Annotated in this window: 13 protein-coding genes and 2 pseudogenes; 5 read left to right on the plus strand and 10 right to left on the minus strand. The window is 59.9% G+C overall.

Features of this window, described 5'->3' with window-relative positions; translation table 11 throughout:
- The first annotated feature begins 19 nt into the window (after window positions 1-19).
- From EUB48_RS15380 to EUB48_RS15395, 4 genes are all read left to right on the plus strand, one after another.
- Window positions 20-1,000 (plus strand): Bug family tripartite tricarboxylate transporter substrate binding protein, encoded by a 981-nt coding sequence (locus EUB48_RS15380; protein WP_168226757.1) that lies wholly within the window; start codon window positions 20-22, stop codon window positions 998-1,000.
- A 41-nt stretch (window positions 1,001-1,041) separates the two neighbouring features.
- The gene (locus tag EUB48_RS15385) at window positions 1,042-2,271 is read left to right on the plus strand and encodes an acyl-CoA dehydrogenase family protein (protein ID WP_142819958.1); all 1,230 of its coding nucleotides are present in this window, start codon (window positions 1,042-1,044) and stop codon (window positions 2,269-2,271) included.
- 12 nt (window positions 2,272-2,283) lie between these two features.
- On the plus strand, window positions 2,284-3,513 hold the full coding sequence (locus tag EUB48_RS15390) for a CaiB/BaiF CoA transferase family protein (protein ID WP_142819959.1): 1,230 nt from the start codon (window positions 2,284-2,286) through the stop codon (window positions 3,511-3,513).
- A gap of 76 nt (window positions 3,514-3,589) precedes the next feature.
- Window positions 3,590-4,255, plus strand: a complete 666-nt coding sequence (locus EUB48_RS15395; RefSeq protein WP_142819960.1) for a glutathione S-transferase family protein — start codon at window positions 3,590-3,592, stop codon at window positions 4,253-4,255.
- Window positions 4,256-4,348: 93 nt separating this feature from the next.
- On the opposite strand, the pseudogene EUB48_RS15400 reads toward EUB48_RS15395, so the two are convergent.
- The 7 genes and pseudogenes from EUB48_RS15400 to EUB48_RS15435 form a co-directional block, all read right to left on the minus strand.
- Window positions 4,349-4,915: pseudogene (locus EUB48_RS15400) on the minus strand (transposase); the annotation flags it as partial.
- Window positions 4,916-5,036: 121 nt separating this feature from the next.
- Window positions 5,037-6,512 (minus strand): group II intron reverse transcriptase/maturase, encoded by a 1,476-nt coding sequence (gene ltrA / locus EUB48_RS15405; protein ID WP_142819961.1) that lies wholly within the window; start codon window positions 6,510-6,512, stop codon window positions 5,037-5,039.
- Window positions 6,513-7,060: 548 nt separating this feature from the next.
- Window positions 7,061-7,827, minus strand: a pseudogene (locus tag EUB48_RS15415) (IS5 family transposase); the annotation flags it as partial.
- 25 nt (window positions 7,828-7,852) lie between these two features.
- Entirely contained in the window at window positions 7,853-9,091 is a 1,239-nt protein-coding gene (locus EUB48_RS15420) for a tyrosine-type recombinase/integrase (RefSeq protein ID WP_142819963.1), read from the minus strand.
- A gap of 179 nt (window positions 9,092-9,270) precedes the next feature.
- Window positions 9,271-9,819: a PD-(D/E)XK nuclease family protein gene (locus tag EUB48_RS15425; protein ID WP_142819964.1), complete on the minus strand. Its 549-nt coding sequence runs from the start codon at window positions 9,817-9,819 to the stop codon at window positions 9,271-9,273.
- 375 nt (window positions 9,820-10,194) lie between these two features.
- Window positions 10,195-10,473: a hypothetical protein gene (locus EUB48_RS15430; RefSeq protein ID WP_142819965.1), complete on the minus strand. Its 279-nt coding sequence runs from the start codon at window positions 10,471-10,473 to the stop codon at window positions 10,195-10,197.
- Complete coding sequence (locus EUB48_RS15435) at window positions 10,470-11,513, minus strand: PRTRC system protein D (protein WP_142819966.1); 1,044 nt, start codon at window positions 11,511-11,513, stop codon at window positions 10,470-10,472. Before EUB48_RS15435 ends, EUB48_RS15430 begins: the two co-directional genes overlap by 4 nt.
- A gap of 1,208 nt (window positions 11,514-12,721) precedes the next feature.
- Between EUB48_RS15435 and EUB48_RS15440 the strand changes: the two genes are divergently transcribed.
- A complete protein-coding gene (locus EUB48_RS15440) occupies window positions 12,722-13,882 on the plus strand; it encodes a phage integrase N-terminal domain-containing protein (RefSeq protein ID WP_142819967.1) in 1,161 nt (386 codons plus the stop codon).
- 26 nt (window positions 13,883-13,908) lie between these two features.
- Here EUB48_RS15440 and EUB48_RS15445 read toward each other — a convergent pair whose 3' ends face one another.
- The 3 genes from EUB48_RS15445 to EUB48_RS15455 all read right to left on the minus strand — a co-directional run bounded on the left by EUB48_RS15445 (window position 13,909) and on the right by EUB48_RS15455 (window position 17,696).
- Entirely contained in the window at window positions 13,909-14,919 is a 1,011-nt protein-coding gene (locus EUB48_RS15445) for a nucleotidyl transferase AbiEii/AbiGii toxin family protein (RefSeq protein ID WP_142819968.1), read from the minus strand.
- Window positions 14,912-15,508: a DUF6088 family protein gene (locus tag EUB48_RS15450; protein ID WP_142819969.1), complete on the minus strand. Its 597-nt coding sequence runs from the start codon at window positions 15,506-15,508 to the stop codon at window positions 14,912-14,914. The genes EUB48_RS15445 and EUB48_RS15450 overlap by 8 nt, the downstream gene beginning before the upstream one ends.
- Before the next feature lie 172 nt (window positions 15,509-15,680).
- Window positions 15,681-17,696: a ParB/RepB/Spo0J family partition protein gene (locus tag EUB48_RS15455; protein ID WP_142819970.1), complete on the minus strand. Its 2,016-nt coding sequence runs from the start codon at window positions 17,694-17,696 to the stop codon at window positions 15,681-15,683.
- Window positions 17,697-17,960 lie beyond the last annotated feature (264 nt).

A 17,960-nucleotide genomic window follows, 5' to 3' on the forward strand; every position in this document is an offset into this window, starting at 1 on the left:
CATACAACAGGAGATAGACGTGAACCTCTTTCATAGCCTTCGGCACCTCACGGTGCTTGGTCTTTCCCTCATCACGGGTGCCACGGCATGGGCTCAACCCGCTGACTACCCTACTCGACCGATCACGATCATCGTTCCGTACTCGGCCGGCGGAATCGGTGACTCTCTCGCGCGCATCATTGGCGACAAGGTCTCGCAGATACTGAGGCAACCCGTGATCGTCGAAGATCGTCCTGGAGGCAACGCCAACATTGGCATCCTGGCAGTCGCCAAGGCTGCACCCGATGGGTACACCTGGTTGCTAGCTGCGCCGGCGCTGACAGCCAACCCTTCGCTGTACAAGCATGCTTGGGACCCGTTAAAGGACTTCATCGGTGTCGGTATCGCCGTGAGCGCGCCGAGCCTGCTTGTGGTTCCTGCGCAGTCGAAGGTTCGAGATTTGAAAGACTTTATTGGGCTGGCCAAGCAAAGCCCTTCTAAGCTGAACTATGGCAATCCGGGCATTGGTTCGTCCATGCACCTCAACACCGAGTTGTTCAAGATGGCATCGGGTATAGACCTTGTGAGCATCCCGTATAAAGCCCAACCCGGCGTGCTCACGGCCTTGATTCGCGGTGATGTGGCCATAGCTTTTCTGTCGACCGGCTTGGCGGCGCCGCAAATCACTTCCGGGCGGCTCAAGCCGCTGGCCGTCGTGGCCGAGCACAGAATTCCTGGATTCCCGGACGTCCCAACACTCGCGGAGGCGGGCTACGGCGAAGCCAACGTCGTTCCTTGGTACGGCTTTGCCGTGCCAGGCGCTACGCCACATGCAACGGCTTTGCGGATCAACGATGCCATAAATCGCGCGCTGTCATCCAGCGATGTGCAGGACAAACTGCGCAATCTCGATATGGTGCCGCAAAGTCCTCGCTCGCTTGATGAGATATCAGCCGTCATCCGCTCGGACTACGAAAAGTATCGAGCCGTCATCAAAAAGGCGGGCATTACCGCTGACTGAGCGCCATGAATAGGCCTTCCCAATTACCACCAAACTTGAACATGAGCTACCTCCCTCTTATACCCAACAGTTATGCAGAAAGCGATCGCACATTGCCAGAGTCGATTCCTTCTTCAGCAGATCGGATCACGGCAGGCGAAAGTCCGTTTGCCACCAGCGAACTTGCATCATTTCGCGAACGCATGCGCGAATTTGCGCGAACCTGCATTGCGCCCTATGCAACGGAGTGGGATGAAGCGGGAACTTTCCCCTTGGACCTCTATCGTCAGGCCGCTCATGCCGGCGTCATCGGTGCTGGCTTCGACCCGGCGTATGGCGGCACGGGAGGTGACATTCGTCATACGTTGATCGTCAAGGAGGAGCTCGCTCGATTTGGCTCCGGAGGCGTAAGGGTTGGTCTGACGACGCACTCGATTGCGTTGCCGCCCTTGCTCGCTTTGGGGAACGAGACACTCAAACGTCGGATCGCACCCGCGGTACTGCGCGGCGAGAAACTAATGGCTTTGGCGGTCTCCGAGCCGTCAGGCGGCTCCGATGTTGCAGGCATCCAGACGCACGCTGTGGAAGACGGGGATCACTTCGTGGTGAATGGCCGAAAGCTCTTCATCTCGACGGGGATTCGTGCCGACTACTACACCCTGGCGGTGCGCACTGGCGGCCCGGGGAAGGCGGGTCTTTCGCTGCTTCTAGTAGAGCGCGGTACGCCGGGCTTCCTTCAGCACCCGTTGAAAAAAATGGGCTGGTGGTCCTCCGACACGGCCGAACTGGTATTCGACAATTGCCGCGTTCCGCGCAGCAATCTGATCGGCGAGGAAGGCCAGGGCTTTGTTGGCTTGATGAAGAACTTCAATCAGGAACGTCTCGGCAACACGGCGATCGTGCTCGGCGCGTCCAAGGCTTGCTACGACGAAGCGGTGCACTGGGCGCGTAATCGGCTGGTGTTTGGCGAAGCTTTGATAGGCAAGCAGGTCACGCGGCACAAGTTGGTAGATATGGCAACCCAAATCCAGGCGGTGGACACACAACTCTCACTGCTCGCATGGCGCTTTAGCCGTGGGCAAGCCGATGCCGCCCAGATTGCCATGACCAAGAATATCGCCACCGAAACCTACGAGCGCTGCGCTAACGAGGCGGTCCAAATCCACGGAGGTCACGGTGTTCTGAGGCACAACCGTGTGGACCGGCTATTTCGCGAATCCAAGATGCTGTCGATTGGCGGTGGTGCAGCGGAGATCCTCAAGGACCTTGCAGCGCGTCAGCTCGGCCTTTGACGAGGAGAATCCATGACGCATGCCAGATCAGATCAACGCGTAGAACCTCAAGGACCCTTGAAGGGTTTGCGGGTATTGGACATTGCCACCATCATTGCTGCCCCGATGGCCGCGACCTTGCTGGCCGATTATGGAGCTGACGTCGTCAAGGTCGAGCTTCCGGGCAAAGGGGATGGCATGCGCGACTTTCCTCCATTCAAGGAAGGCAAGAGCTTGTGGTGGAAGGCGGTCAATCGCAACAAACACTTCATCACGCTGGACCTCCGGCGTTCGGAAGGTGCCGAGCTCCTGTTGAAGCTTCTTCCCGAGTTCGATGTGCTGATCGAGAATTTCCGGCCCGGAACACTCGATGGCTGGGGCCTGTCGCGCGAATCGCTGTGGCAGGCCAACCCGCGCCTGGTCATTCTTCGAACGACCGGGTTCGGGCAGACCGGCCCTTATAGTAAACGGCCGGGCTTTGCCCGGGTATTCGAGGCGCTGGGTGGTTTGACGTTCCTCACTGGAGAAGCAGATGGCGAGCCCATGCACCCTGGCTATCCGATCGGCGACGCGATCGGCGGCTTGTTCGGGGCGGTAGGTATTCTGGCGGCGCTTTGCAAGCGCGTGCAGACGCCCGACGCGCCCGGAGAGGAAATCGACCTCTCTATGACAGAAGCTGTGTTTCGACTTCTCGATTTCTTGCCGATCGAGTATGACCAACTGGGGGTGATCAGATCGCGCGCCGGGAACGCCAACCAATACTCCGCGCCCGCAGCCGTCTACCGCACTGCCGATGGACATTACGTGTCCCTTTCGGGCAGTACCAACGCACTCTTTGCGGCGAATTCCAGAGCCATCGGGCGAGAAGATCTGCTCGACGACCCCCGATTCACAAACAACCCGCTGCGGGTTGCGAATGCAGCGGAGCTGAACGATGTCTTCTCGGCCTGGGTTGGCACGCAAGACCTGCAACATGTGCTGGATGCCTTCGAGGCGACACAGGGAACCATTGCTCCGATCCACTCGATCGCGCAGATCGCCCGAGATCCACAGATGGTGGCTCGCGAGGCCATCGTCGACGTTCCCGACTCTGACTTCGGTTGGGTTCGTCTGCATAACGTAGTCCCCCGTTTCCGCAATGACCCCTGCCTTGTCCGTTCCGCTGCAGGCGATCTGGGCCAGGACAACGCCGAGATCTACGGTTTGCGCATGGGGATAACGCCGGAGCGTCAGCACGACCTGAGCCATCGAGGCGTGATATGAAGTTTCATCCTTGGCACGAGCCGCATGCGCGGCTGGGAACAGCGCAAAGCGGCCAGCTATTGCGAAACGCTGAACAATGATCACGCTGCACCATTGCGTCAGCGCACGTTCGTTCCGACCGCTATGGACCCTGGAAGAGATTGGCGTTCCCTACGAGTTGAAGATGCTGCCGTTCCCGCCTCGCGTCTGCGCTCGGCCGTTTCTCGATATCAATCCACTCGGCACGGTGCCGGCCTTTTTCGACGGCGCGGTACGCATGACCGAGTCGGTGGCGATTTGTCAGTACCTGGCGGCGCGTTTTTCGTCCGGTCACCTGGACGTGGCCTTGCATGAACCCGACTTCGGCACCTATCTCAATTACTTGCACTTTGGCGAGGCAACTTTGACATTTCCGCAGACGCTGATACTGCGCTATGTCCGCTTTGAAGCGCCCGAGCGCCGCCAGCCGCAAGTGGCTGAAGACTACAGCAAGTGGTTCCTTGCCCGGCTGCGTACGCTGGAGCCGCTCTTGGCCGAGCAGGAATTTCTGTGCACGCAGCGTTTTACTGCGGCCGACATCTCAGTCGGTTATGCATTACTTCTCGCCCAGCATCTGGGGCTGCATCAGCGTTTCACTCCATCGGTGCAAGCCTATTGGCAGCGACTGCAAAATCGCCAGGGCTATCAACGCGCGATGGCGGCGCAACGGGGGGCGGCGAACGCACAGGGCGTGTCCGCCGTACCCGCGCCCGACACGCGCTGAGCACTGCACCACTGTATAGACATGAGACATGGGAAACACATGTGCAGGGAAATGAGAAACACCTTTGGGTCTCAGTCGTCGGGCCTGCTAAATTCATCCACGCGCCCACCCGAGTTGCGAAGTGACGCGATGTCCTTGAAATGCAGACACCTTCGGCGATTGAGCGAGCGCAGCAAGCAACGCCAGCAGGCGCAATAAAAGGCCCTTGAGCCCCAGGCGCACGATCGCGCGCAGCAGCCAGCGGATGTTGTAGCCCGCCGCGCACAGCACCGCATGCAGCGCGTCGCCCGTTGGTCCCCGCAGCCAGCACCGATCCATCCCGTTGTCGTGCTTCAGGTGCCCGATCGCCGGCTCCACTGCCTGGCGTCGCTTGAGCCAGCGGCGCTGCGGCTCAGTCAGGCTTTTGAACCTACCCCGGTGAATAATCTGCACGCCCGGGTTGGCCGCATCCACGCCCCGAAACCCCAGGTCCACCACCACCTGCCTGGGCTTGGTGCCCGTGTCCTGTGTCAGGATCGTCACCTGCTCGAGTTGCTCGGCCAGGGTGTGGCCGTCGTACGGATTGCCCGTAAAGCTGCGCGCACCCACCATCAGGCCCTGCTTGTGGGTGATCGCCAGACTCACCTTGACGCCGAACTCGTAGGGCTTGCGGGCCTTGCCGTCGGGTAAGGACCCGCCGTTACCGGCAGGCCCTCCCCTCAGAACCGTGCGTGCGAGTTTCCCAGCACACGGCTCAAGCCTTCCAGCAGCCCATGTGAGGACCGGGCAACACGACACAGAGTCAGCAGGCATATTTCCGGCGATTGAAGTAGTCAGCCCACCTTGGGTCAAATGGGTTCGCATCGCCGCGTATCTTCGTGTGGCGTTTGATGGGGATTGTCATTGCGCGAAACAGAACCGGCGCGTAAGCCAGTCCTGCCTCCCTGGGGTCGGCAGCAAAGATCCAGTCGCGGACGCCATGTTGGTGGAAGTACCGCGCTTTCACCCAATGAAGGCTCTTCTTTGGATGTCGGCGTTTGGCCCACCGCCGCAGCAGTGCCCATACGTTGTGATCGATGTGTGCAAACGTTGACTTGGCGACCACGTGCCGATGGTACATGGCCCAACCACGAATGATCGGGTTGAGTGTCATGATCACCTGCGACTGGGTGGCAGCTTTGTTCTTTCGCAGCGTATCCCTTACCTTTGTGAGGAGTGATGCCACGCTTTTACGGGCCGGCTTGATCAGAAGCTTGGCCTTGTACTTTCGCACGTTCTGCCCAAGGAAATCGAATCCCATCAAGATGTGCGTGACCCGCGTCTTCTCGGGTGCCAGTTGCAACCCGCGCTCGCCGAGGAATTTCTCCACGGCGGGCATGACGTGCTGTTCCAGCATATCCTTTGACGCGCATGTCACCACGAAGTCGTCGGCGTAGCGAACGACATGAACCTTGGCCGGTTGGCGGGCATTGCGCGTTGGCCCAATGGCCCTATGCACAGCAGCCTCCAGGCCATCCAATACCATGTTCGCCAAGACAGGGGAGATGATCCCGCCTTGAGGTGTTCCGGCTGTGGTGGGGAATAAACTCCCTTTGTCTACGTATCCGGCTCGCAGCCACTTGCGCAGCACCGATACATCCATTGGAATGTTCTCCAACAGCCAGTCGTGACTGATGTTGTCGAAACAGCCCCGGATGTCGCCTTCAAGCACCCACTGGGCGGAAGTCCGCTTGGCGAGTGCACAAAAGCATTGCTCAATGGCGTCAGCAGTCGAACGGCCTTGCCGAAACCCATAAGAGTTCGGATCGGCTGTTGTTTCCGCGACGGGGGCGAGCGCCATGCTCCATAGCGCCTGCATGGCCCGATCGTGCATTGTGGGGATGCCCAAGGGGCGCATCTTTCCGCTGCCTTTCGGGATGTACACGCGCCGCAGTGGCAATGGTTGGTAGCCCCTGTGCACCAGCGACTGCGCGGCTTTCAACTTGGACATGGGTGTCGCCCACACCCTGCCGTCCACACCTGCCGTTTTCTTACCTGCGTTCTCTGTCACTCGTTTCACGGCAAGTAGCTTGCCGCTGCCCGAGCGGGTCAGCAGATGTTGCAAGGCCCGGGCCTTGTTCCATCTGCCGGCCTGTGTTGCCTTGGCAATACGCGCCTGGAGCCGCGTGACCCCGTCGACGACATGATCCCAGTTGATCTGGTTCCATATCGCATCCGAAGCCGGAGGCGCACCAGTGCTTGCCACCGAGGCTCTCGCCCCGGATGCCAGCACCGTCATCTGCCTTCCTCCTGTTCGCAGTTGATCAGACTCTCTTGCCATGGAAGACCTCGCGGAAGTCTGCTCGCTTTCGCGCCGGGTGATGTCGCAACCCGTATCCGCCCGATTACAGGGCGACCTTCGCTTTCTCCGCATTCCTTTACCCGCTGCGCCAACAGTCTTCCTTGCGGTTGACCTGCCGTGTCCGGCGGCGCGTCGGGCTTGCCGTGTTCCGCATACATAACAACGAGTGGGGTAGGTCCTGCCTGTACACCGGTGGTCATTGAGTCCGTGTGCTCTCTAACAAAAAGGAGAGCAACCGACCACGTACCGTTTTGGTTCAAGCCTGTCAGCGTCTTTGGCTTGTTATGCATAACGATGCTTGCAGCAGTTCACATGTGTTGACCATTTCACTCAGCCTGGCATCCCATCCGCAGTGACGTTGGCAGATGACGCCCCCTTCCTCGCGGAAGCAGACGCGGCCCGAAGGCCCGACACGTTGTCCCCGTGGCTTCACACGCCGTCGTTACCAACAACGCATGCACAGGTAGGCTACGGCCGACGGAACGACCGGTTTCCTCTCCAGCCTTGTGGGCGGGGGAAACAATTACGTATGCGACTTCACGTCGCACCTTGCCGATGCACTCCACCTCGGGGGCGTGCAGGGCATAGAGCTTGTTCTTGTCGTGGCGCTGCTGGGTGCGAGTGCGCTCGGCGCGCCCCATCAATTCGCGCAGACTGTTCAAAGCGAACGCCGATGCATCGACTGCCTGATCCATTTTGCGCTCGACCTCGCGCAGCACCACGCCCAGCACCGTGCGCTGGCGCTTGAGCACGCGCTGAAGGCGCTTGAACTGTTTGGCATGGGCGAGCCACCGGCCTTGCGGCGCAAGGTCTTGCCCTCGCGCGCGAAGGTCTGCTTCAGGGCGATGCCCGCGCGCTGGGCGGCCGTGACCACCTTGTGGCGCGCGATCTCCAGCAGGCGGGAGTCCACCGGGTGGGCAATCGCCTTCTCCTGCACGGTGGTGTCCACGATCAGGCGCTCGAACTCGGCCGGCTTGATGGCCTTGGAGGCAACGGCGGTGTCGATGGTGGCCTTGAGGAGTTCTTCGACGCCGGCCTCGCCGATGGCCGCGCGAAAGCGCCCGATCTGCGTGGCGTCGCACGGCAGGCGCGGCTCGTAGAAGGTCATGCCGCTGAAGTGCTGCCACACGACGTTCTCGGCCCAGCGCTGCACCAGTTCTTCATCCCTGAGCTTGTAGGCGTGCTTGAGGTACAGCAGGCTGGCCATGAGGCGGATCGGAAGGCGCGGGCGGCCGGCTGCGGCGACACCGGCGTCATCCGCACGACTTGAAGCGGCCTCATGAAACGACTTCCTCCGCGCTTCCGATTGGCGTCTTCGGCTTGACTCCAGGGGTTGAACACCACGTTGCCCAATCCTGCATCAACTGGCGACGACGCTCGAAGAGGTCGCTTCGCCTGTAAGCATTCTCGACTGCGGTCCCCACAGTATGCGCCAAAGAAAGCTCGGCCATTTCGCTCGGGTAGTCTGTGCATTCCGCAGCCCAGTCTCGAAACGTCGAGCGAAACCCGTGGACCGTGAGATCATCGCGCTTCATCCGCCGCAACACCATGAGCATCGCCATATTGGATATCGATTTTCCCTGCTTGGCCCCAGGAAATACGAATGTGGGATCTTGACCAACCTGCTGTTTCAGCAATGCCACCGTCGCCGCAACCAGAGGAATCCTGTGCGGCCTGCTCGCCTTCATCCTCTCCGGCGGAATAGTCCACTGCCGATTCTCCAGATCCACTTCGTGCCACAGTGCACCTAGCACCTCGCCTGTCCGGCAAGCAGTGAGAATCGTGAACTCCAGTGCCCGCGCTCCCACTCCTTTCTCAGCCTTTACGGCCTTGAAGAAGTCGCCAATCTCGGCAAAAGGCAAAGCCGGATGATGCTGAACCTTCTTAAGCTTCGACGGCTTGGACAGCAGTTCCTCCAAGTGCCCGTTCCAGCGCGCCGGGTTGTCACCTTCGCGGTATCCACGGGTGGTCGCCCACGAAAGAACGCGCTCTATCCTCTCTCGAATACGCGAAGCCGTTTCTGTTTTCGTCTTCCAGATCGGCTCCAAGGCCTTTAACACAAGTGGCGTGTCGATCCTGCGCGCATGGATGGCGCCAAAGTGCGGGGATACATGCATTTTCAATGAGTTTTCCCATTGCTGCCGGTGCTTGGGGTTCTTCCATTCGGCCTCGCGACTTGCGATATACAGCCGGACGCAAGTGTCGAAATCCAGGTTGCTCGCTTGCTCCGCCTTGTTCGAAGCAACCGCTTCATGTCGCTTCGCAAGAGGGTCAATGCCTTCGATCAAACTGGCCCGCGCCACGCGCGCCTTCTCCCGGGCGTCCGCAAGGCTCACCGTGTGCAGCGGCCCCAAACCCATGAGCCGCTCTTTCCCATCGCGCTCGAATCGAAAGACCCAGCTCTTCACACCGGTCTTGGTAATTTGTAAACAAAGTCCCTTGCCATCTCCGTATCTCCCAGGCTTGGAGAGACGGGCAACCTTAAGGGCCGTCAATTTTTCAATTCCGCCAGCCATTTCCCACCTCCATTTTCATTCGTTAATTCCCAAGGATTTGCCTTGGATCTATCTATGAGAACACTCAAAATATCGGCTGCAACCCCATGTTTGGCAGATGCAGGCAACCGGCTTATGGAAACGACGCCCGCCCATGCGCGCCGATCACCGTCGCTCGAATTTGGGTACCCCAGGCGAGGTCAACCATCGCATTGCGATCTGAATGCACATGTGCGGCACATCTTTCGGGACTCGGGGTACCTTGGCGCAACCCGTCCCGCAAGAATTTCCTCACGCCGCTGGACCACAATGAGTACCTGTTCATCGGACATCAGCTCGACACGATGCGCCGTCTGCGGGGCGTACTTGCCCGGTGCTTTGACCACGACATACCCGTGAGACGCCACGGCCTGTCGCGCCTGGCTTTCAACCGCCATCCTCTGCACCGAAAGCTGGATCACATCAGACAGGAAAGGCCTGTTTATCCACCGGCTCTTAAATTCCACCAGCACGACCAGATCTGAAGGCATCTGATATGCCCGATCGAGCTTGGCAACCAGTCCGACGGGTTTGGACACACAAAACAGTCTCTCCATGTGCACCAGCTTCGCGTCTGACAGCTCTTCCGGCCTGGATGCGCGCTCCGCTTCGACAGCCATGGACACCGGCGAGCGTCGGTGCACCAGTGCCACAACGGTGCACAGGCCAAGGACAGCGGTGCCAAAGGTCACCCAGGCAGGCATCGTCATTTGTCACCTCTGTGCGGACTGGTCCACCTTTGAACACTCCGCGCCAAAGTGACCACGACGAGATGAATAAGGCGCTGAAGTACAGACCAGCGGCTCGACATCCGCGTCAGCCAAAATTCGCCGAACAAGCAAGTGGCAACAAAGCATGGCACTCTTCGCACACAGTGGACAGACGTTGCCGCCAGTCCCTGCCTGTAGAACTGTTCGTGTTCGACCAGTCCTCGGCGCCTGTCCTTCTCTTGCTTGAGCGACCGGCGACTTCCGTAAAGATGCTCGAACGCCGCCAGCCGCTCGCACTTTCCCATTTGGGCAAGCTCCGACGCACTGACCCATTGGCTGCCTGATCCCGGATGCCTGTGTTTCTTCATAGGCACCTCATTCCTCAATTGATGGTGCGAACAGGTCGTTGGTGACTTCACCGCTGCCCTCTTGCGCGCCGCTTGGCAAAACCTGATGACGGAAAGCGTGATCGCCCCCTGCGAACACCCCTTTCTGTGCCAGCAAACCGTCATAGGCCAACACACGCAGGCGATTGACCCGCTTGGTGCCCTTGTGGAATTGCGCCAGATCGTCGTACAGGCGCGGATGGTCAGCGCGCGCCAGCTCGAACACAAGACGGATGGGCTTGGCATCTTTCTGTGCATCGATGGTCATCGCCCGTCTCCCTGCATCACCTGTACGCGCTCCCGCGTCGGTGCCCCAATCGCGCTGCGCGCATAGTTCTGCCCCGCAAGCTGGAAGCCCCGCACGTTGGCGAACATGGGTTCCTTCACCTCATGGATACGGTGCTTCGGAAAGGCCGCCTTCACCACCTTCCTGAACAAGAAGGCTCCCCCGCCCACGAGAATGATGTTTTGCAGGCTATGCGGGGCCTCGATCCACTCTTTCATCGTCGAAACGGCCTGCTCGGCAACCGTCTCAGCCAACGGCAGCAAGCGCTTCATGTCATGTGGCTTCTGAAAAATCACCGGATGTTTGCCCGTGCGCAGTGCCAAGTCGATGGCGTCGTAGTCCCGGTAAGGCGAGCCGATCTCCTTCGTAATCTCTGCGGCCAGCAGCCGCAGCACGTCAGATATGCCGCGATTGAACGAGTAGCTTTGCTTCTGCACGAGCCGCATGCCGCGCGCCACCAGCCAGTCGAAAGTCCTAGCCCCAGGATCGATGATCAGACTCAGCTCGTTGCCGATCGTCGCCATCTTCTGGTGCTCGGAGGCATAGTGGACCAATGCTCCCTGCGGCTGGGCCACAGCCAACGCCTTGCCCACCGTCACGGCTTTGCCGCCGCCAATGTCATGCCGACCCATCATGGCCTTCTCCAGTGAGGCCTTCTTGACAGCCAAGAGCGCCACCGGCAAGCCGACCACCAGCAAATCGATGTGGCTCACTTTCATCATGCTGAGGGCGCCGCGCAGCAGCGCCATGTACTCCGGTGTTTCCGTGTATTCGTCATGCAGTTGCTTTGCCCGAAAGGTGTCGGCCGCAAGACTCACGTCCGGCCCGACCTCGTAGAACAACTGGCCGATGGGAATACACACGGTCTTCTTTCGTTCACTGGCTGGCCACGAGGGTGAGTCGTTGCCGGACGGGTACGCGATCGAAGGGAAGCTGGCGCAGCGGATGTCTGTACCATCTGCATGCGTCACGAATTTGGTGTTGCCCGATCCGACATCCACCGCTCTGACAGTCAATTCCATAAAAATCTCCAAATCATGGTTTCAGGTTGATCAGCATCGGCATCGCAAGCTGACCGCGCCACACGCAATCCCCACTGAATGAACTCGATGTCGACATCAGGTCTGAACTGGTGTCACCTGACATGCGAAATGCCGTTACTTCTGTGACACCTGGAGTCGTCGAATTTGGCAGGGGCTACGTGTGTGTCACTACGGTCTCACCCAAAGTTGTCGCGTCAACCCCTTCGCGCCGGATGGGAGCCGTCGCATCGAATCCAAGGTCAACGCCGTGAGGAGTCCCGTCCGAGACCAGAGGCCGCAATTTCCCTTGTCAAGCCCGCATCCAGCCTCACTTTCAATCTCTTCGGGACAATAAACTCGGCTCACGGGCACATCCCGATTCGTCAATCGCCATCCGAAACCACAGGCAAATCGACACCCTTTCCGGCATGCCTGCTTGACTCATCCTCTGGGTCGGCGTCAACTACAGGTTCCCGAGGGCCGTCCCGGCCCGGCTCCATCGTGGAGCGCAAGGCGTCGCAGTCGTTACCTGCCCCCCAACTCCGGGCCTTGAACCGGAATAGCCATCGCCCCGTGAGGTGATGGCCCCGTGGTTTTCTTCGTAGTGCAACCCCTTGTGGCCATGCCAGCGTTCATCGCTGGGCTTTCCCTGAAACGCGCCACGGTTTTCGAGCACCTGGTCGGCACCTGATGCCGTACTCCTGTTCCCGCCATCCTTTGAGCACGCGTTTCACGCAGCGCGCGGTTGTGTTTGCCTCTTTAGGCTCCCCGCGCGTTTCCGCTCACCAACTCGGCACTGCCCTGGACTTTCGGTCAGGGGTGGACCCATGCGAGTGGATGGCGCTACGAATCCAGAACTGATCCACCAGTACGTGCAAGGCCTGACCTTGTCACGGATGCCCTGCGACACGCCCTTGAGGCGGGTCGGCATCACCAACCCCATGGTTGCAGAAATGCACAGGTGGGACGGATCACATGTTTCATTTTTAAGGAAGACCGAGCTGGCCAGCGCTGACGCGCTGGCTGGCAAAACCTTGGGTAGGTGCCGCACATCGGGTGGCCGCGTGCTGCGCCGGAATTTTTGACCACCGACCTGCCGTGCGACGGAATCCGCCCGGTGGGTGATAGCTTCGAGATTCCACGGTTTTTCAATATCTGCCCGTCGTTCGGGCGGCGGGCAGACATCCACGAAATGGAAAGGCAACGCCGTGCAACACAAAACCTCTCGTCGTCGACAACAAGTTTCGGCCAGTCCCGGCCGCCTGTTCGCCAGTGAACCCACGCGCCGTCAGCAATGGGCGAACAAAACTGCCCAAGACATCCTTGCGGGCTATCCGCCTGGCAAGGCACCACCGCTCAAGGTGCTGGAGGTGCTGCTGGAACTCTTCAACACCCTGCACACCTCACTGGATAAAACCGTGTCCCACAAGACACGGCACGAGCGCGCCCAGTTTCTGCGGCGGTTCTTTCGTGACCTGAAAGCCAAGGCCGGGTTCAACACGATGCCCGATCCGCGCAACCTGGGACAAAAGCACATTCATGCCATGGTGCACGTCTGGCAGCGGGAACATCTCGCTCCAGCCACGATTCAGACTTACCTGAGTTTCCTGCGCGGGCTGGGCATGTGGATGGGCAAGCATGGCTTTGTGCGGGGACCGGCGCATTACGGTCTCAGCGTCGAAGAATACCAGCGGCATGAATATGCACAGCGGGACAAGAGTTGGTCCGCGCAGGGCGTGGACATTCAAGGGGTCATCGGGCAGGTGTGCGCCTATGACCCGCACGTCGGCGCGTCACTGCGGCTGATCCAGGCCATGGGGCTGCGACGCAAGGAGGCGGTGCTGTTTCGCCCATTTGAAAGCGTTGTGCCGTTTGAGGCGACCGGACTGGCGTACGAAGACAAGGTGGCGGATCAGTATGTGAGGATCAAGGGCAAGGGCGGGCGGGTGCGTTTCATCCCCCTGGACAGTTCTGACAGACGGGCGGCTGTCGATTTCGCACAGGACGTTGTCAGCAGCCTGGGTGCCCACATGGGAAATCCAGCCAATGACCTGAAGCAGAACCTGCGGCGTTTTGACTATGTGCTGGAGAAATTCGGGATTACGTTTCGGGCGCTGGGCGTCACGGCGCATGGATTGCGCCATCAGGCACTGATCCAGCATTTTGAAACGTTGACGGGGCAACCACCGCCGGTGCGCGGTAGTGGAAGCTTGTCGCCGGAGGTTGATCAGGCGGCGCGGCAAGCCGTGTCCGAACTGGCTGGACATTCGAGAATCAGATCGGCTGGTGCCTACCTGGGTGCTTCACCCGCCCGTCAGGCGCTGCCACGTCAATCAACGACAAAGACCGCGCACAGTGTCCTTCAATGACTGGCAACCGCATTCAATTCTGATGATCAAGTCACATTGGCTTTGCGCTGGATGACTCTGCATCGCTCCAGCAACGCCTCGAAGGACTCGGCATCGTCAAGGAATAAACCGTCATCGACCATGTGCTGGTAGTCGGCAGCCAACTTGGCCAGCGGGCCGTCGGCAGGCACGAGCTGGAGTCCACCGGAGACGGCGGCGTGGTAGTCGATCACATCACCGCGCCCGTCCTTTTCTGCAAAGAACACGCTCTTGTGATCAGCGACAGCCTGGGCAAGGGCTTTGTCAGCGATGGCAGCGTCTGCGAACCCGGCGGCATCAAGTCGAGTCACGTCATGCCAGTGACGAGCAAAGCGGTCACCTCCACGGAACTCACCTTGAGCGCAAAAGACGTGAATGGCCGTGGCCTTTTCCCAAAAAGTTCGCTCGGCGCGCATGACTTGTGGCGTTGCGGTAGGAAACGCCACCCCCACCAGATGCGCGGCAGCATCACAGCGGATGGCGCGTGGCTCGCTGGGTTCACCAGTGGAGCGGGCACCGAACTCCAGCATGACGGACGGAGGAACATAGCCTGTACCGCTGGCCAGTGGTTCGTAGTCGATAAAAACTTTGTCGCCTTCGGCCCGGACTGCTGCTGGCAGGCCTTGCTGCAAAAGGTCTTGTTTGAGCCGAGGCACGATCTCGGCATCGACCCAGCTTGAGAGGCGCGCACGAATCTCCTTGCTCCATTTCTTTTCCTGGCTCTTGCTGGCCGGCAAGGGCGAACCCGTGTCGCCAATCAAATCGCTTGCGATGGCTCGGATGTCATAGGTCAGGTCCACGTCTTCGGAGAAGCGACGGATGACACCATAGGCCTTTGACAAGGATGTGCCGCCCTTGAAGACGAGGTGCTGAGCGTAGGGGCCAGTGAAGAGGTGTTGCAATGCCCAAACCACCCATATGTCTTTTTCCAGCAGGTGGGGCAATAGACCGGATGTATTGGCCGCCGTATTCAGCGCTTCCAGACGTTCTGGAGGGGAGAGCTGGAAGAACTCAGCCATGGGCCACCAATGCACTGACCTCTTGGGCCATCCAGGTTGGCAGGCGTGCACGCGCCGACGCTACTTCTTTCAGTTCCGCGGCAGGTAGTTTGGCACTCAGTTTACGGATGGCTTCGCCAGCTTTTTCTGGGCCCAGCCAGGCCAACGCCCGCACCACATCACCGGCAGCTCGGCCGGGGAAGATCAATTGCCAGATTGGTGCGTGCCGGAACTCGACCGTCTGTGCGCCCAGTTTCAACTGGCGACTGCGCCCGGACGTGAGATAGACCGCCCGCATAGGCACCTGCGTGGTCAAGCCCAGCGCGTTGGCGGCGGCGGCACCATGCGACACGATGGTTTCACCGCGCTGGCTTGCCAGACCTTCGACCATCTTCAGAGTTGAGGGAGCACGCGAGCCAAAGCGACTCTCGACGGGCAGGACATAGATGCCTCGCCCTGCGCGCAGCAAGGTGCCGCGCCCCACAAGGCGGGACAGCACTTGGTCCACCGCCGCTCGATTGCCCAGGTGCAACAGTTCTTTGGCGACCAAAGGTGTGCCCTCCGGCAACCGGGAAGCGTGCTCCAGCACTTGTTTGGCGAGGGTTTGCATGGTGATAGCTCTTGATTGGTGGAATTATGACAATATTTCTGACACTTTTCAAGGCCAAGGATCACCACAGCTACAACTGCAGCTGTCCAACAGAGAGAAGACGGCGCGGGTCTATCTCCACACCCTGTACCGCCTCGCCCTGACGGGGAAACCCTGGCTCGCAGGGTCACGTTTATACCGACAACGCCACCTCATCGGAATCTTCCCGCACGTCGGTTAGGACTTCCTCGTCGACTCGGGGGTTGGTTACTGTCCGAAGGCACGAAGGCAACCACCCCGTTCCCGCCATCGTCTGCTCGGCCCCCATCACGGCGGCATCCTTCTTGAGCGCTGCCAGCGGACTGGCCGCATTGGCGTCAACGGCCTCTGTCACCACGTCGAGGATGCGCCCCTTGGAGACATGGTTGAAATACGATGGGCCGGTGGCAGACCACCAGTTGCTCATGTCCAGCCCCAATGCCGCAGCCAGCGGGTCGGTACTCTGCTTGCTGCGCTCCACACCGTAGACACCCGTCACGGTTGAGGCAACAAGGAAAGTCAGCAATTGCAGCACCGTGGCTTGGTCGTGCGCCAACACCCACGGAAAGATCGCATCCACCGATTCCGGCAGTCGTGCCGCCCAGGCTGCCCGCTCGGCGTCCACCTTCTGCCACGCGGCGCAGGCCTTCATGTCTTCGGCTTCGGAAGGCAGGCTTGTATGGGTGTTGATCGCGCTCATCGTCAAAGCCTCTTCACTGCCGTAGTGGCGGCGGTAACCGTCAATCAGCAGCTTCCCGGCCAGATGGGCCGTGATCGCGGCCAGCGCCACGTCAGGGCGATCAATCAGTTCGGCCTGGACGGCAGCCACGCGGTGGGCAGTGAGGCGGCGCATCAGCTTGTCAGAATGAACCGGTCGGGTCTTGGGTGACGGCAGCGACACCAGCGATTCGTCGTCACCGCCCTCGCCTGCCAGCCGCGCCGCTTGTGCCATGCCGCTGCGGTCTTCGGGGCGGACCAAGCCGCACTTGAGTGCTGCTGTGCCATCGTTGCCCACATAAACCACGCATCCGGCCTGGGCCATCAGGTCGGCGGGCCAGACGCTGAGAACGTCTTCCAGTGCCTTGATCTTCGCCTGCAAGCCCTCGGACTCGATTTCGAGCTTCTCATACGCGCTGTCTTCATCGCCCTCGTCAACTTCTGCTTCGGCCACGGCCTCCATCTGCTCATGCACGGCTGCCATCTTGGTTTCGATTTCGACAAGGCTGGCGGCTTCCTGCTCGGTCGGCTCGCGCCGGGTCTTGCGCAGTTCGCCGTACTTGACGAATTCGTCGTAGCTGTAGCGCACCCGGACATCGACCCATTTCCAGCCTTCGGCGGCGACTTGCTTGGCCTTCTTCTGCAGCTTGTCGGTGGCCAGCCTGTCCAGCAGCGGGGCGTCCAGCAGGTAGGCTTTCTTGTCGTCGTCGCTGAACAAATCACGCCGCAGCGTGCCACCGGCTTTCTCGTAGGCTTTGACGGTCACGTACAGGGCCACGGGGTCACGGTCAGACTCGATTTCACCCTGCGTGAGCAATTGGCGCAGGTAGTCAGGTCGACGATTCCACTCCGGCAAACCAGCCCAGGCTTGCTCCTGCTTGTCGTGGTCATCGACCGAGGCCAGCACCATGAGGCAGTCCAGGCCGATCTTGTCTTCGCGGAACTGTGTCATCAGTTGCGGAGACACGGTCGCCAGCTTCATGCGGCGTTTGACCACCAGTGGCGTGACGCCGAAGGCCGCAGCTACGTCTTCGACCGACTTGCCCTGCCCGATCAGCTTGGCAAAGGCGGTGTACTCGTCGGCAGGGTGCATGGGGATGTGAAAGACATTTTCTGAAAGACTGGCAATCAGGGCCTTGTCGGCGGGCACGATCAACACAGGAACGGGGTAGTTTTCTGCAATATCGCCGTTGTTGACCAGCAGGGTCAACGCTTCGAGACGGCGACCGCCTGCACAGACCTCGAACAGGCCGCGTGCGCCCTTCAAGACGATCAGGTTTTGCAGGACATTGCTTTCCTTGATGGACGCCGCCAGTTCGGCGATGCTCATCTTCGACGTGCTGCCCGCCGACCGCGCCTGGCAGGTGTCCGACAGGATCAGCTTGTTGAAGGGGACGGTGGTGCGGGGCGATGCTTCAATGACGGCTTCGATTTCGGCTTTCGAGAATTTCATGGGAGCTCCTGAAGGGTTAAAAAGGACGGGCAACGTGCTGTCCATGCATTCAGAATCTCATGCGCCGCTCGTTCTTCAAGCCCCACTGTGCGATAGCATTGCTCCACGTCCCACGGGAAATCGTGCGACAAAATTCAGCCTGAATTCAGCGCTTTTCTCCGCACCATCCTTCGGCATCCTGTCCATGCCGCCGTTGTACGAAGTCCTGTTTTTGTTTTCCGCGCAACCAGGGTATCTTGCGGAAATCAAGCAGCTCGACCAGCC

Source organism: Rhodoferax sediminis (assembly GCF_006970865.1).
Taxonomy (GTDB): Bacteria; Pseudomonadota; Gammaproteobacteria; order Burkholderiales; family Burkholderiaceae_C; genus Rhodoferax_A; species Rhodoferax_A sediminis.